This is a genomic window from Streptomyces sp. NPDC006235, assembly GCF_040613735.1.
Taxonomy (GTDB): domain Bacteria; phylum Actinomycetota; class Actinomycetes; order Streptomycetales; family Streptomycetaceae; genus Streptomyces.
This window is the reverse complement of the sequence record NZ_JBEXSR010000032.1, coordinates 45,215-58,205: the sequence shown is the minus strand read 5'-3', so window position 1 is coordinate 58,205 and position 12,991 is coordinate 45,215. Positions and strand designations below refer to the sequence as shown.

13 protein-coding genes and 2 pseudogenes are annotated in these 12,991 nt (G+C 71.7%); 8 read left to right on the top strand and 7 right to left on the bottom strand.

What is annotated here, in order from left to right; genetic code table 11:
* Positions 1 to 92 precede the first annotated feature (92 nt).
* Positions 93 to 770 (top strand): response regulator transcription factor, encoded by a 678-nt coding sequence (locus tag ABZ192_RS30085; protein WP_010034575.1) that lies wholly within the window; start codon positions 93 to 95, stop codon positions 768 to 770.
* A gap of 38 nt (positions 771 to 808) precedes the next feature.
* On the top strand, positions 809 to 2,086 hold the full coding sequence (locus ABZ192_RS30080) for an ATP-binding protein (protein WP_356927623.1): 1,278 nt from the start codon (positions 809 to 811) through the stop codon (positions 2,084 to 2,086).
* A gap of 16 nt (positions 2,087 to 2,102) precedes the next feature.
* Here the strand turns inward: ABZ192_RS30080 and ABZ192_RS30075 are convergent, their stop codons facing one another.
* A complete protein-coding gene (locus ABZ192_RS30075; RefSeq protein ID WP_356927622.1) occupies positions 2,103 to 2,609 on the bottom strand; it encodes a GtrA family protein in 507 nt (168 codons plus the stop codon).
* A 162-nt stretch (positions 2,610 to 2,771) separates the two neighbouring features.
* Here ABZ192_RS30075 and ABZ192_RS30070 point away from each other — a divergent pair, with 162 nt between their 5' ends.
* The 3 genes from ABZ192_RS30070 to ABZ192_RS30060 are packed head-to-tail and all read left to right on the top strand — an operon-like array spanning position 2,772 to position 5,619.
* The gene (locus tag ABZ192_RS30070; RefSeq protein WP_356927621.1) at positions 2,772 to 3,911 is read left to right on the top strand and encodes a 5-(carboxyamino)imidazole ribonucleotide synthase; all 1,140 of its coding nucleotides are present in this window, start codon (positions 2,772 to 2,774) and stop codon (positions 3,909 to 3,911) included.
* 20 nt (positions 3,912 to 3,931) lie between these two features.
* Positions 3,932 to 4,435, top strand: a complete 504-nt coding sequence (gene purE / locus ABZ192_RS30065; protein ID WP_020274205.1) for a 5-(carboxyamino)imidazole ribonucleotide mutase — start codon at positions 3,932 to 3,934, stop codon at positions 4,433 to 4,435.
* A 5-nt stretch (positions 4,436 to 4,440) separates the two neighbouring features.
* A complete protein-coding gene (locus ABZ192_RS30060) occupies positions 4,441 to 5,619 on the top strand; it encodes a dipeptidase (protein ID WP_356927620.1) in 1,179 nt (392 codons plus the stop codon).
* Here the strand turns inward: ABZ192_RS30060 and ABZ192_RS30055 are convergent.
* Positions 5,568 to 6,701 (bottom strand): alkene reductase, encoded by a 1,134-nt coding sequence (locus ABZ192_RS30055; protein WP_356927619.1) that lies wholly within the window; start codon positions 6,699 to 6,701, stop codon positions 5,568 to 5,570. The genes ABZ192_RS30060 and ABZ192_RS30055 overlap by 52 nt on opposite strands.
* A gap of 53 nt (positions 6,702 to 6,754) precedes the next feature.
* Here ABZ192_RS30055 and ABZ192_RS30050 point away from each other — a divergent pair, with 53 nt between their 5' ends.
* Both ABZ192_RS30050 and ABZ192_RS30045 read left to right on the top strand, forming a co-directional pair.
* Positions 6,755 to 7,114, top strand: a complete 360-nt coding sequence (locus tag ABZ192_RS30050) for a MerR family transcriptional regulator (protein ID WP_356927618.1) — start codon at positions 6,755 to 6,757, stop codon at positions 7,112 to 7,114.
* Between the two features lie 112 nt (positions 7,115 to 7,226).
* Positions 7,227 to 8,369: a dipeptidase gene (locus ABZ192_RS30045; RefSeq protein ID WP_356927617.1), complete on the top strand. Its 1,143-nt coding sequence runs from the start codon at positions 7,227 to 7,229 to the stop codon at positions 8,367 to 8,369.
* 12 nt (positions 8,370 to 8,381) lie between these two features.
* Here the strand turns inward: ABZ192_RS30045 and ABZ192_RS30040 are convergent, their stop codons facing one another.
* Together ABZ192_RS30040 and ABZ192_RS30035 are read right to left on the bottom strand one after the other, a co-directional pair.
* The gene (locus tag ABZ192_RS30040) at positions 8,382 to 8,777 is read right to left on the bottom strand and encodes a VOC family protein (RefSeq protein WP_356927616.1); all 396 of its coding nucleotides are present in this window, start codon (positions 8,775 to 8,777) and stop codon (positions 8,382 to 8,384) included.
* 14 nt (positions 8,778 to 8,791) lie between these two features.
* Positions 8,792 to 9,163, bottom strand: a complete 372-nt coding sequence (locus tag ABZ192_RS30035; protein WP_356927615.1) for a VOC family protein — start codon at positions 9,161 to 9,163, stop codon at positions 8,792 to 8,794.
* Between the two features lie 141 nt (positions 9,164 to 9,304).
* On the opposite strand from ABZ192_RS30035, the gene ABZ192_RS30030 reads away from it, so the two are divergent.
* Positions 9,305 to 9,808, top strand: coding sequence for a CGNR zinc finger domain-containing protein (locus ABZ192_RS30030; protein ID WP_356927614.1), 504 nt, complete (start codon positions 9,305 to 9,307; stop codon positions 9,806 to 9,808).
* A 460-nt stretch (positions 9,809 to 10,268) separates the two neighbouring features.
* Here the strand turns inward: ABZ192_RS30030 and ABZ192_RS30025 are convergent.
* From ABZ192_RS30025 to ABZ192_RS30015, 3 genes and pseudogenes are all read right to left on the bottom strand, one after another.
* Positions 10,269 to 10,385: pseudogene (locus ABZ192_RS30025) on the bottom strand (copper-binding protein); the annotation flags it as partial.
* 64 nt (positions 10,386 to 10,449) lie between these two features.
* A pseudogene (locus ABZ192_RS30020) lies at positions 10,450 to 12,030 on the bottom strand (IS200/IS605 family accessory protein TnpB-related protein); the annotation flags it as partial.
* Positions 12,031 to 12,064: 34 nt separating this feature from the next.
* Positions 12,065 to 12,631, bottom strand: coding sequence for a hypothetical protein (locus ABZ192_RS30015; RefSeq protein ID WP_356927613.1), 567 nt, complete (start codon positions 12,629 to 12,631; stop codon positions 12,065 to 12,067).
* Positions 12,632 to 12,991: the final 360 nt, after the last annotated feature.

The window sequence follows — 12,991 nt, the reverse complement described above, 5'->3', positions numbered from 1 at the left end:
CCGCGGTTCGTAAGAAACGGGTGTGCCGCGGGTAAGAATCAAGCCTTCCGGTCACACCCCAGCTCAGGGGCTTGCGGGACTACCATCACCTCATGACCCGTGTACTGCTCGCCGAGGACGACGCGTCCATCTCGGAGCCTCTCGCCCGTGCTCTGCGCCGGGAGGGCTACGAGGTCGAGGTGCGTGAGGACGGACCCACCGCGCTCGACGCCGGAATGCAGGGTGGCGTCGACCTGGTCGTGCTCGACCTGGGTCTGCCCGGCATGGACGGTCTGGAGGTGGCCCGCCGCCTGCGGGGTGAAGGCCACAGCATCCCGATCCTCATCCTGACCGCGCGCGCCGACGAGGTGGACACCGTCGTCGGGCTCGACGCGGGCGCCGACGACTACGTCACCAAGCCGTTCCGGCTCGCCGAGCTGCTCGCCCGCGTCCGCGCCCTGCTGCGCCGCGGTGCAGCAGAGCCGCAGCAGCCGCCCGCCACCCACGGCGTGCGGATCGACGTCGAGTCGCACCGCGCCTGGATGGGCGAGGAGGAGCTCCAGCTCACCGCCAAGGAGTTCGACCTGCTGCGGGTGCTGGTGCGCGACGCGGGCCGGGTCGTCACCCGCGACCAGCTGATGCGCGAGGTCTGGGACACCACCTGGTGGTCGTCGACCAAGACCCTCGACATGCACATCTCCTGGCTGCGCAAGAAGCTCGGCGACGACGCGGCCAACCCCCGGTACATCGCCACGGTGCGCGGCGTGGGCTTCCGTTTCGAGAAGAGCTGAGTCGCGGGGCAGGCAAGGGTAGGCACGGGTAACAGGACATGCGCCGCCGACTGATCCAGTCCACGCTCGCCGTGGTGCTCGTCGTGATCGCCGTCTTCGGGGTCTCCCTCGTCATCGTCGAGACCAGGACGATCAGCAACAGCGCCCAGGAGCGGGTGGAGTCCGAGGCGGTCCGGCTGGCCAGCATCGTCGACAGCCGGCTCTTCGGGGCGCAGCAGGTCGACGCCGAGGTGCTGCGCGACCAGATCACGCAGAACCGCTACTACGCGGTGATCCGGATCCCCGGGGAAGCGCCCATCGAGGTCGGCACCAAGCCGACCGGTGACGTCATCAGCGCCAGCGCGCCCGGCGAGGAGGGCGAGACGGTCACCGTCCAGGAGCCGCGCTCCTCGGTGACCCGCGAGGTCGGCCGCACCCTGCTGATCATCGCGCTGGTCGCGCTGCTCGCCGTGGTGGCCGCGGTGCTGCTGGCCGTCCGCCAGGCGAACCGGCTGGCGTCGCCGCTGACCGACCTCGCGGAGACGGCCGAGCGGCTCGGCTCGGGCGATCCGCGCCCGCGCCACAAGCGGTACGGCGTACCCGAGCTGGACCGGGTCGCGGACGTGCTGGACGGCTCGGCCGAGCGCATCGCGCGCATGCTCACCGCCGAGCGGCGGCTGGCCGCGGACGCCTCCCACCAGCTGCGGACGCCGCTCACCGCGCTGTCCATGCGGCTGGAGGAGATCACCCTCACCGACGACCCGGACACGGTGAAGGAAGAGGCGACGATCGCGCTGACCCAGGTCGAGCGGCTCACGGACGTCGTCGAGCGGCTGCTCACGAACTCCCGCGATCCGCGCACCGGCTCCGCCGTCACCTTCGACCTCGACGAGGTCATCCAGCAGCAGCTCGCCGAGTGGCGCCCCGCCTACCGCAGCGCGGGCCGGGCGATCGTCAGCTCCGGCAAGCGGCACCTCGAGGCCGTCGGCACACCGGGAGCGGTCGCGCAGGTGCTGGCCGCGCTGATCGAGAACTCCCTGATGCACGGCGGCGGCACGGTGGCGCTGCGCACCCGCGTCATCGGCAACCAGGCCGTCATCGAGGTCACGGACGAGGGCCCCGGGGTCCCCGCCGATCTCGGCGCCCGGATCTTCGAGCGGGCCATCAGCGGGCGCAACTCCACGGGCATCGGCCTGGCCGTGGCCCGCGACCTGGCGGAAGCGGACGGCGGCCGCCTGGAGATGCTCCAGACCAAGCCGCCGGTGTTCGCCCTGTTCCTGTCGCGCACGCCCGTCGGGCAGTCCCACGGCGGCCAGGACGAGCCGATGATCCGCTGACGCGTCCCACGACGGCTTACGGCACCCGCTGCTTGGCCCGCGACCGCCTGGCCCGCTCGCCCTTCAGGATCGATTCCGCGTCCGCCACCGCCTCACGGGCCGGGAGGGCGCGGAACACCCAGCTGCGGTACGACCAGAAGCGGAACAGCGTGGCGACGCCGATGCCGAGGAACTTGAAGATGTTGTTCTGCAGCGGAGTGTCCCAGCCGAAGCCGTACGTGGCCGCGTACAGGATGCCGTTCTCGATGACCAGGCCGATCGCGCTGAACAGCAGGAACAGGCTCATTTCCCGCGTACGGCGGCTCTTGTCGCGGTCGCGGTAGGTGAAGTAGCGGAACCCGACGTAGTTGAAGACGATCGCCACGACGGTCGCGATGACGCTCGCGCGCACCACCTGGAGGTCGGTGACGTGCCGCACCAGGTTGAAGACGAGGAGGTTGACGAGCACCCCGGCACCGCCCACCGCGCCGAACTTGGCGACTTCGTGGACGAGCCGTCGGAGCCGCGAGGCACCATGTCCCATGGTCGTGCAGGCCCCCGTCCGTGGTCGGCGTCAACCCAGCCATGCTAACCACCCTTCAGCGCGATCTTCCTGCGGGCGCCGGTGGACCACCGGAGATGGTCCGGGCGGGGCCGGGGTGGGGCAGGAAACCGGCCACCTCGGCGCGGCCGATACCCTGGGGGCGTGACGTTCCCGGTAGTCGGCATGGTCGGCGGGGGCCAGCTCGCTCGTATGACACACGAGGCAGGCATCCCGCTGGGCATCAGGTTCAAGCTCCTCAGTGACACCCCGCAGGACTCAGCTGCGCAGGTCGTGAGCGATGTCGTCGTCGGCGACTATCGCGACCTGGAGACGCTGCGCGCCTTCGCACGCGGGTGCGATGTGATCACCTTCGATCACGAACACGTGCCCACCGAGCACCTCAGGGCCCTGGAGGCGGACGGCATCCCCGTGCGCCCCGGCCCCGACGCGCTCGTGCACGCCCAGGACAAGGGCGTGATGCGCGCGAAGCTCGACGCGATCGGCGTGCCCTGCCCCAGACACAGAATCGTTTCCGATCCGCAGGACGTGGCGGCCTTCGCCGCCGAGGGTGACGGCTTCCCCGTCGTCCTCAAGACCGTCCGCGGCGGCTACGACGGCAAGGGCGTGTGGGTCGTCGACTCCGTCGAGGAGGCCGCCGACCCGTTCAAGGCCGGTGTCGCCGTGCTCGCCGAGGAGAAGGTCGACTTCGTCCGCGAGCTCGCCGCCAACGTCGTGCGCTCCCCGCACGGCCAGGCCGTCGCCTACCCGGTCGTGGAGTCCCGCCAGGTCAACGGCGTCTGCGACACGGTCATCGCCCCGGCGCCCGACCTCGACGAGGCCCTCGCACTGGAGGCCTCGGAGATGGCGCTGAACATCGCCAAGGAACTCGGCGTCGTCGGGCACCTCGCCGTCGAGCTGTTCCAGACCCGCGACGGCCGCATCCTCGTCAACGAGCTGGCGATGCGCCCGCACAACTCCGGCCACTGGTCGATGGACGGCGCCGTCACCAGCCAGTTCGCCAACCACGTCCGGGCGGTCCTGGACCTGCCCCTCGGCGACCCGCGCCCGCGCGCCAAGTGGACCGTCATGGTCAACGTCCTCGGCGGCGACTACCCGGACATGTACTCCGCGTACCTGCACTGCATGGCCCGCGACCCCCAGCTCAAGATCCACATGTACGGCAAGGACGTGAAGCCCGGCCGCAAGGTCGGTCACGTCAACACCTACGGCGACGATCTGGACGACGTGCTGGAGCGCGCCCGTCACGCAGCCGGTTACCTGAGAGGCACGATCACCGAATGAGCCCTGTTGTCGGCATCGTCATGGGGTCGGACAGCGACTGGCCCGTCATGGAGGCAGCCGCCAAGGCCCTCGACGAGTTCGAGATCGCCTACGAGGTGGACGTCGTCTCCGCGCACCGCATGCCGCGCGAGATGGTCGCCTACGGCGAGCAGGCCGACGAGCGCGGGCTCAAGGTGATCATCGCCGGGGCCGGCGGCGCCGCCCACCTGCCCGGCATGCTCGCCTCCGTCACCCCGCTGCCGGTCATCGGCGTGCCCGTGCCGCTGAAGTACCTCGACGGCATGGACAGCCTGCTGTCGATCGTGCAGATGCCGGCCGGTGTCCCGGTCGCCACGGTCTCCGTCGCCGGGGCCCGCAACGCCGGTCTGCTCGCGGCCCGCATCCTCGCCGCGCACGACGACGAGCTCCGCGCCCGCATGCGCGACTTCCAGCAGGAGCTCAACGACCAGGCCACCGAGAAGGGCAAGCGCCTGCGCTCCAAGGTCGAGGGCTCGGGCGGCTTCGGCTTCGGCGCGGGGAAGTGACGACGATGACCTCCGTGGCGGCGGTCCGGGAACTCCTGGGCGAGTTCCCGGTCGTCGACGGGCACAACGACCTGCCCTGGGCGCTGCGCGAGCAGGTCCGCTACGACCTCGACGCCCGCGATGTCGCCGCCGACCAGAGCGCCCACCTGCACACCGACATCCCGCGGCTGCGCGCGGGCGGGGTCGGTGCGCAGTACTGGTCGGTGTACGTCCGCACGGACCTGCCCGACCCGGTCGCGGCCACGCTCGAACAGATCGACTGCGTACGGCAGTTGATCGACCGCCACCCGGAGGACCTGCGGCCCGCGCTGACGGCCGCCGACATGGAGGCCGCGCGCCGGGAGGGCCGGATCGCCTCCCTCATGGGCGCGGAGGGCGGGCACTCCATCGCCAACTCCCTGGGCACCCTGCGCGGCCTCTACGGTCTCGGCGTGCGCTATCTCACCCTCACCCACAACGACAACGTCGACTGGGCGGACTCCGCGACCGACGAGCCGAGGGCCGGCGGCCTCACCGCGTTCGGCCGGGAGGTCGTGCGGGAGATGAACCGGCTCGGCATGCTCGTCGACCTCTCCCACGTGGCGGCGACGACCATGCGCGACGCGCTCGACACGAGCTCCGCCCCGGTGATCTTCTCCCACTCCTCGGCACGGGCCGTGTGCGACCACCCGCGCAACATCCCGGACGACGTCCTGGAGCGGCTGCCCGCCAACGGCGGCGTCGCGATGGTGACGTTCGTGCCGAAGTTCGTGCTCCAGGCCGCCGTCGAGTGGACGGCCGCGGCCGACGAGAACATGCGCGCCCACGGCTTCCACCACCTCGACACCACCGCGCAGGCCATGAAGGTCCACCGTGCCTTCGAGGAGCGGCACCCGCGCCCGGTCGCCACGGTGTCCACGGTCGCCGACCACCTGGACCACATGCGCGAGGCGGCCGGCATCGACCACCTCGGCATCGGCGGCGACTACGACGGCACGGCCTTCACCCCTGACGGCCTGGCCGACGTCTCCGGCTACCCGAACCTGATCGCGGAACTCATGGACCGCGGCTGGTCCAAGGCCGACCTGGCGAAGCTGACCTGGAAGAACGCGGTCCGGGTCCTGGACGCGGCGCAGGACGTGGCCCGGGGGCTTCAGGCGACGCGGTCGCCGTCCAACAAGACGATCGAGTCGCTCGACGGCTGAGCGCCGAGGGTGGGGTAGTCGGTGTAGCCGGTCGCCCCGCCCACGTACATGAAGTACCGGTCGCGCATCTCGTTCAGGGGCGCCCCGAGCCGTAGCCGCGTCACCAGGTCCGGGTTGGCGAGGAAGGGCCGGCCGAGCGCGATCAGGTCGGCACCGGCGGCCAGCAGCTCCTCGGACGCCCGGAGCACGCCCTCCGTGGAGATCTCCTTCAGCACCGGGTTGGCGACGATCACCCCGGGCCAGCCGGCGCGCACCTTGCGGAACACCGGCGTGTCCGGGTCGGCGTACCCCAGGTGTAGATAGACGAGCCCCAGCCCGCCGAGCCGCTCGGCGAGCGCCGGGTAGATCTCCTCCGTCTCGCCCTCCTCGATGCCGTTGACCGTGTTGCCGGGGGAGACCCTCAGACCCACCCGCTCCGCGCCGATCTCGGCCGCCACGGCCTCGGTCACCTCGGCGGTGAACCGGATCCTGGCGGCGACCGGCCCGCCGTAGCCGTCCGTGCGGAGGTTGGTGTTGCGGGCGAGGAACTGGTGGAGCAGATGGCCGTTGGCGGAGTGCACCTCCACGCCCTCGAACCCGGCGTCCAGCGCGTTGCGGGCGGCCTTCGCGAAGTCGGCGACGGTGCTGCGGATGTCCTCGGCCGTCATCTCCCGCGGCACCGGGGCCGGCTGGTGACCCTCCGGCGTGAAGATCGTCTCGGGGAGCGGGACGGGCGAGGGCGCGAGGGGCGTCAGCCCGCTGGTCGCGGGGTGGCCGACCCGGCCGCCGTGCTGGAGTTGGAGAAACATCCGGCCGCCCGCGTCGCGCACGGCGTCCGTGACCTGCCGCCAGCCGGCCACGTGCGCCGGGCTGTGAACGGCGGTGATGTTCGGGTACGTCTGCCCGACCGCGTTCGGTGTCGCGGCCTCGGCGATGATCAGCCCGGCGGAGGCGCGCTGGGCGTAGTACGTGGCCATCAGCGGGGTCGGGGTGCCGTCGGCCTCGGCCCGGTTGCGGGTCAGGGGTGCCATCACCAGACGGTTGGGCAGGTCCAGCCCGGGGAGACGAGCCGGTTCGAAGAGTGCTGTCGTGTGCTGCGTCATGCCCGTACGCTAGAACCTGACACTCATGTCAGATTCAAGTCCGGGAGTGGGACGTGCGGATCGGTGAACTGGCCCGGCGCACCAATGTCAGCGAGCGGTCGCTGCGCTACTACGAGAAGCAGGGGATGCTCACCGCCGAGCGGACGCCCGGCGGACACCGGGAGTATCCGGAGGCGGCCGTGGACCGGGTCATCCGGATCCAGGAGCTGTTCGCGGCGGGACTATGCAGCGAGAAGATCGTCCAGCTGCTGCCGTGCATGCGGGACACGGACGGCGGGCCCTCGGTCCGCGCCACACCCAACCTGGTCGCCGAGCTCACCACCGAGCGTGCCCGCATCGACCGGATGATCGCCGACCTGGTCCGCTCCCGGGACACCCTCGACGAGGTGATCGAGGCGGCCCGCCTGCCCTGAGAGGGGCGCGGTGCGAGCCCGGGACCGTACTCCGAACGCCCCGCCCACCAGGAACCCTTCAGCGCGCCGTGCGACGGTGACCGTACCTCACGGACGACCGTACGGAGCCGCCATGGCAGACCTTCAGGACGACCTGCGCCCCACCGCCGCGGCCGGTGAGTTCGACGACCTGTCCGAGCCGTACGCCGACGAGGCCGTCATGGCGGCGGGCCCGGCGGAGCCCTACGAGCCCGTCTCCGCCCCGGACGACGCGCCGATGACCCGGGCCCACGCCATCCTCGCCGCCCACCCCGTCGCCGACGGCTACAACGGACTGCCCTGGGCACTCAAGCGCCTGTCCTACTACGACCTGGAGGGGGGCGAGAGCACCGTCGGCACGGACGTGCCCCGCCTGCGCCGCGGGCATGTGGGCGCGCTGTTCTGGTCGCTGCACCTGCCCGAGGGCCTCGACGGCGACCGGGCCGTCGGCGCCACCCTGGAGCAGCTGGACCTGGCCAAGAGCATCGCCCGGAGCTGCGAGGAGGGACTGCATCCGGCCTGTTCGGCGGGGCAGGTCGCGGACGCCCGCAACTGCGGCCGCGTCGCCGTGCTCCTCGGACCCGCCGGGGCCCCGGCCATGGGCGACTCGCTGGGCATCCTGCGCCAGCTGCACGTGCTCGGCCTGCGCGTCCTGACGCTGACGGGGGTCTCCTGGGCCAGCGACGCGGGGCTGACGCGGTTCGGTGAGGAGGTCGTGCGCGAGATGAACCGGGTCGGTGTGATCGCGGACCTCTCCGGGGCCTCCGCGCCGACCGTCCGCCGGGTACTGAGCCTGTCCCGGGCGCCCGTGCTGTTCAGCCGCTCCGCCGCCCGGGCCCTTCGCCCCCACCCGGTCAACCTCCCAGACGACCTGCTGGCGGAGCTGGCCGCGGCCAAGGGACTGTGCCTGGTGCCGCTGACCGCCGAGCAGACCGGCCCGACCGTCCGCGACGTCGCCGACCACCTCGACCACATCCGGGGCGTGGCCGGGGCGCAGTGCGTCGGACTGTCCGGCACGTACGACTCGGGCTCGGCCCACCCGCAGGAGCTCGGCGACACCTCCTGCTATCCGCGGCTGATCGCCGAGCTGCTGCGACGCGGCTGGGACGAGGCGGACGTGGCCCTGCTGACCTGGGGCAACGTCCAGCGGATTCTGCGCGGCGCCGACTTCACCGCCCGCGCCGCCCAGCAGCGACGCGAGCCGTCGACGGCGACCATCTCCGAGCTGGACGGGTGACCGGCGGGTGACTCAGGCCGGGTGCTCGATCCGGCACAGGCAGAACGGATGCCCCGCCGGGTCGGCGTACACCCGGAAGTCCTTCTTCTCGTAGTCCTCCCGGTCCAGCACCCGTGCCCCCAGCGCCAGCACCCGTTCCTCCGCCGCGTCGATCTCCTCCCAGGTCGACCCGCCGTCGAAGTCCAGGTGGAACTGCTGTGCGTTGCGGTCGGACCGGGGCCACTCCGGCGGGGTGTACCCGGGCGAACGCTGGAAGGCGAGCCGCGGCCCGTCGGGGATCCGCAGCACCACCCAGTCGGGGTCGTCGTCCTCGGGCGTGCCGCCCCCGACCTGCGCGTAGAAGCGGGCCAGCTCACGTGGGTCGGGGCAGTCGACGACGACGGAACGGAAACGTGCCACAGCGGGCATGGGGCCTCCCGGTGTCAGCAGGCGCAGAGGCAGAACGGGTGCCCGGCCGGATCGGCGTAAACCCGGAACGTCCGCGTCCGGTCCTCGGTGTCCAGTGGCTTCGCCCCGAGCGCCAGCACGCCCTTCTCGGCCGCGTCCAGGTCCTCCACGACCAGGTCGAGATGGAACTGCTGCGAGCCGTCGGGCGACGGCCACTTCGGCGGTACGTACCCCGGGGACTGCTGGAAGGCCAGCGCCGCTCCGCCCGGCACCTTCAGGTCGACCCACTCGCCCGAGTCGTCGGACTCCACCGTGGGAGTGCCGCCGAGCACCTCGGCGTAGAAACCGGCCAGTGCGCGCGGGTCGGGACAGTCCAGGACGACGACATCCAGCTTGGCGAGAGCCATGACTTCCTCCTTGAAGCGGCTGTTACCTTGCGGGTCACCTTCGTGGTTACCCTCATAGGCCGGGTAACCGGTAACCGTTACTGCATGCTCCCGCATTGGCAGTAACCTCGCAAGGGAAAACGCGAGAGGTACGGTCCAGCCATGACGGAGAGAGCGCCCGCGCCCGGCGGCCTGGCCCTGGTCGAGGCCCTGGTGAACACGCTGGACATCGAGTCGGGTGCCGACTCGCTGGACACGGCTCAGGGCCGGGCGCGCTTCGGGATCACGCAGGACGAGGTCGAGGACGCCAAGGCACTGCGGGAGTCCCTGCGCGTGGTCCTGCTCGCCCACGCGGGCCATCCGCCGCACCGAGAGGTGACCCCACTGGGCGACCTGCTGGCCGGGGCGCCGCTGCTGGTGGCGGTCGACCGCCGGGACGGCTCGGCGGCCCTCGCCCCGGCCGACGGGGGTCCGCTGCTCTCCCGTGTCGCAGCCGCCGTCGCCGAGGCGCTGGTCGCCGGCACCTGGAGCAGGCTCAAGGCCTGCGAGGCCACCGACTGCCTCTGGGCGTACTACGACCGCAGCCCGGCCGGCCGGGGCCGCTGGTGCTCGATGCAGGTCTGCGGCGCCCGGGCGAAGATGCGCCGCTACCGGGCGAAGGGCTGATCCAAGCTTCCTCCTCGCGGGGCGCCTGGGCAGCCGACGCCCGGGAGCCGACCAGGAGCAGGCACAGCACCGCGACACCGGCGACGATGCCGGTCAGCACGAGCAGCGGGTCGAGGGGGCGGGTGGCGGAGGCGGTCGTCTGCGTCTGCGGCTGCTGCGCGGCCTGCGCGGCCTGCGCGGCCGGGGACGGCGGGGACGCCTGCGGCGACTGGCCCGCGGCCGCCGGGGCGCCGGACGCGGCGGAGGACGGCGACGAGGACGGCATGCGCATCGTCGGCGGCCTGCTGCTCGGCCTGCTCGGCGTGGTCCGGCTCGGCGCGGTCGCCCGGTGTCCCGAGGAGGAGCCGGCGTGGTGCTCGTGCGCCGTCGGTGCCGCCGTCGTCGCCGGGGCTGCCGCGCGGACCGTGATCCCGGCCGTCATGTTCGGGTGGACGGTGCAGACGTAGCCGTACGACCCGGCCGTGGTGAACGTGAAGCTCCAGCTCTGTCCCTTGTCGAGCATCGGGGAGTGGATCGAGACCGGGCCCGAGGTGGTCTTCACGTCGTGCGGTGCCGTGTCCTGGTTGGTCCAGGTCACCGTGGACCCGGCCGGGACGCTCAGGCTCGCGGGAGTGAGTCCTGTTGCCAGGACCCATGCTCAGTCGCGTGCCCCGAACGGTGTTGGGCACCCTGGTCCCCCGCGTTCCCTCCGCATCCAGCGCGCACGGATCGTGTCCGTGGTCCGGGAATGCAGGGCGGGATTCCTCACGCCCCTGAGCGCCCGGTCCGTCCTGGACGGTCCGATGCCCGCACCCATCGCTCTGGTGGGTGCGGGGCGGTGCCGTCCGTCGCCGGATCGGGTGCCCGAGGGCGCGCCTTCCGATCGCCACCGCAGCGGCATCATGCCGGGTGGTGGCCCGCTTGTTGCTGGTGAGGGGTTTCTGCCAGTGCTGCGTGCCCCACATCGAGGTGTACGCCGGGTCGACGGCCACGACCGTGATACCGAGTTCGGCTGCCATCGACACCAGCCGGGAGCGCAGCCTGGAGACCGGCATGCCGGAGATCAGCTTGCGGAACCGCTTGCGTCTGCCGTGCTTCTCCCGGGTCTTCTCCGCTTGGAAGTCCAGATCCTCGATCGCGATGCTCAGGCCGTGACGCTTGGCGAAGTGCAGCAGGCGCGCCAGTGCGTGCCGTACCTGGGTGTCGCGGTAGGTGGCGGGTCCGTCGAGGTCGAAGAAGAACCGGCGCGGGTCGCCGACCGGGTTGCCGTGCTCGTCCAGACGCCATGCCGCGAGATGATCGGCGTTGGTATCGACGCCGACCAGACCACCAGCACGAGCCTGAGCCAGTGGAACGGTCAGAGTCGGCGGGATCGTCCATGAGGCGGTCAGGTACCAGCGGTTCCGGTCGGTGTCGAGGTGGATGCGGTAGGCCACGGCCCGGTTCGTCGCCACACGGTCCGCCCACTCCTCGCCCCGGTGGCGGAAGGCGACGGTGCCGGTGAGGACGTACCGGCCGTGCCTGGCATTCGCCAGATACGCAAGCGGCGCGGGGAGCTTGATGCTGACCTCACCATCCGGAGTGAGGCGAATCGTCTCGTTCCCGAACCGCTTCCCGCTCTCCCCGTCCGCCTGGAGGAACCAGCGTGCGGCTTCCCACCGCTGCCGCCATGCGGCCTCGGTGAGCTGCGCTTGGTCGAGGTGGTGACGGTTGCGGGCCAGCCGTTTCCCGCCTCGTACCACGCGCACACGCCCCGCTGCGCGGTCGGCATGCTCGGCGGCGAGCCGGTCCTCAAGCACATGCAGGCGGCGGGTCTTGGCGAACCACTCCTGCCGACTCCGGTAGCCGCCCGGTGTCCGTTTGGTTCCCTTCTGGCCCACCGGCAGCGACAACCGGTGCGCGATCGTGCGCACCCCGGCTTCCAGGCCCTGGATGTGGGCGAGCTGAGCACGCCGCGACAGCGCCCACTGATCATGCGTGGCCTTGGTGATACTGCCCGCCCACCGCGACGAGGACTCCTCGGTCAGAGCGCGCTTGCGCCGCGCCCACGTGTCCGTGGAATGCTCCAGCCCATCGGCACAGCGCCGCTTCAGGTCGCGGGAAGCCAGCGACCCCAGATGCGCGTCGACCAGCCGCAGCACCTCCTCGTCCCCAGCGGTCAGGCCCTTGAGCCGGGTACGAATCGCCACCCCGGACGGGCCAAGGACGACGAACGGCGCCGAAGGCTCACGCGGAACACTCACCCCGTCCCCCTTCCACACACCCCGGGTACGCCTGTCACGCACCCAACGACCACGCCCGCGAAAAGGTCATGCATTCGATCCGGGAACTCCCGTTCCCACCCCGGAAACAGCGCACGCCGCAGCCCGGACACTCACTTATCCACGCCAGAACGCGTTCATATGCACTCAGCCAGCAACAACTCACGACCATCGTCACGCTGTCGAGGCCGCCGACGCCCGACCGGCCGGCAGCAGCGGCAGGGCGAGGAGCGTCAGGACGGCGGACACGGCGGCACTCCGGGCCGTCCGCCGGGCCGCCCTCACGCGAACTCCGCCGTGACCAGCAGCCGCAGCCGGGTGGCCGGCCGGTGCCACGGTAGCCGGAACCACGTGGCGCGGCGCAGCAGCCGGTACGTGGCCCCACGACCAGCAGCCGGTCCTCGGCCCGCTCGACCACCCGCAGCCGCAGCAGGACGGGGAAGGCCAGGCCGTTCAGGTCGAGGTCGCCGATGACCTGGAGTCGGCCGTGGACCTCGTCGACCTGCTCCGAGGTGAGCACGTCGGACAACAGGCGGTCGTCGAACTCGTAGCGGAACGAGGGGCGTTCGGCGTCCTCCGGCACGGTGAGGGACGCCTCGCCGAGCGTGACGCGACGGCGCAGGACCGGCAGCGGTCCGTACCAGGCGGTGAGTTCGGTGAGTGAGCGGCCGGGGCCACGGTGTACCGGCCGGGCAGTTGCAGCCGGCGGTCGGCGCCGTCGCGCGACTGGGGCGGGGAAGGGACGGTGGGCAGGGTGACGGTCGTCATCCCGGTCTCCTTGAAAGGCGGTTCCCGAAGCAGGGCGATGGTGTGGAGAATGGAGCGGGCGCCGCTCCGGCCGGCTGAGCCCCGGCCGTGACACCCGGGTTGGTCTTCATCCCGGCGCCGACGAGGGAGATCTTGCCGATCTGGTCGTCGTAGCGCAGGGACTCGAAGCCGATGC

What these genes read in the sequence shown, in the direction of transcription:
- ABZ192_RS30085 (WP_010034575.1), top strand. Translation starts at nt 93, where the DNA reads ATGACCCGTGTACTGCTCGCCGAGGACGACGCGTCCATCTCGGAGCCT.
- ABZ192_RS30080 (WP_356927623.1), top strand. Translation starts at nt 809, where the DNA reads ATGCGCCGCCGACTGATCCAGTCCACGCTCGCCGTGGTGCTCGTCGTG.
- ABZ192_RS30075 (WP_356927622.1), bottom strand. Translation starts at nt 2,609, where the DNA reads ATGGGACATGGTGCCTCGCGGCTCCGACGGCTCGTCCACGAAGTCGCC.
- purE (WP_020274205.1), top strand. Translation starts at nt 3,932, where the DNA reads ATGGGGTCGGACAGCGACTGGCCCGTCATGGAGGCAGCCGCCAAGGCC.
- ABZ192_RS30060 (WP_356927620.1), top strand. Translation starts at nt 4,441, where the DNA reads ATGACCTCCGTGGCGGCGGTCCGGGAACTCCTGGGCGAGTTCCCGGTC.
- ABZ192_RS30055 (WP_356927619.1), bottom strand. Translation starts at nt 6,701, where the DNA reads ATGACGCAGCACACGACAGCACTCTTCGAACCGGCTCGTCTCCCCGGG.
- ABZ192_RS30045 (WP_356927617.1), top strand. Translation starts at nt 7,227, where the DNA reads ATGGCAGACCTTCAGGACGACCTGCGCCCCACCGCCGCGGCCGGTGAG.
- ABZ192_RS30040 (WP_356927616.1), bottom strand. Translation starts at nt 8,777, where the DNA reads ATGCCCGCTGTGGCACGTTTCCGTTCCGTCGTCGTCGACTGCCCCGAC.
- ABZ192_RS30035 (WP_356927615.1), bottom strand. Translation starts at nt 9,163, where the DNA reads ATGGCTCTCGCCAAGCTGGATGTCGTCGTCCTGGACTGTCCCGACCCG.
- ABZ192_RS30030 (WP_356927614.1), top strand. Translation starts at nt 9,305, where the DNA reads ATGACGGAGAGAGCGCCCGCGCCCGGCGGCCTGGCCCTGGTCGAGGCC.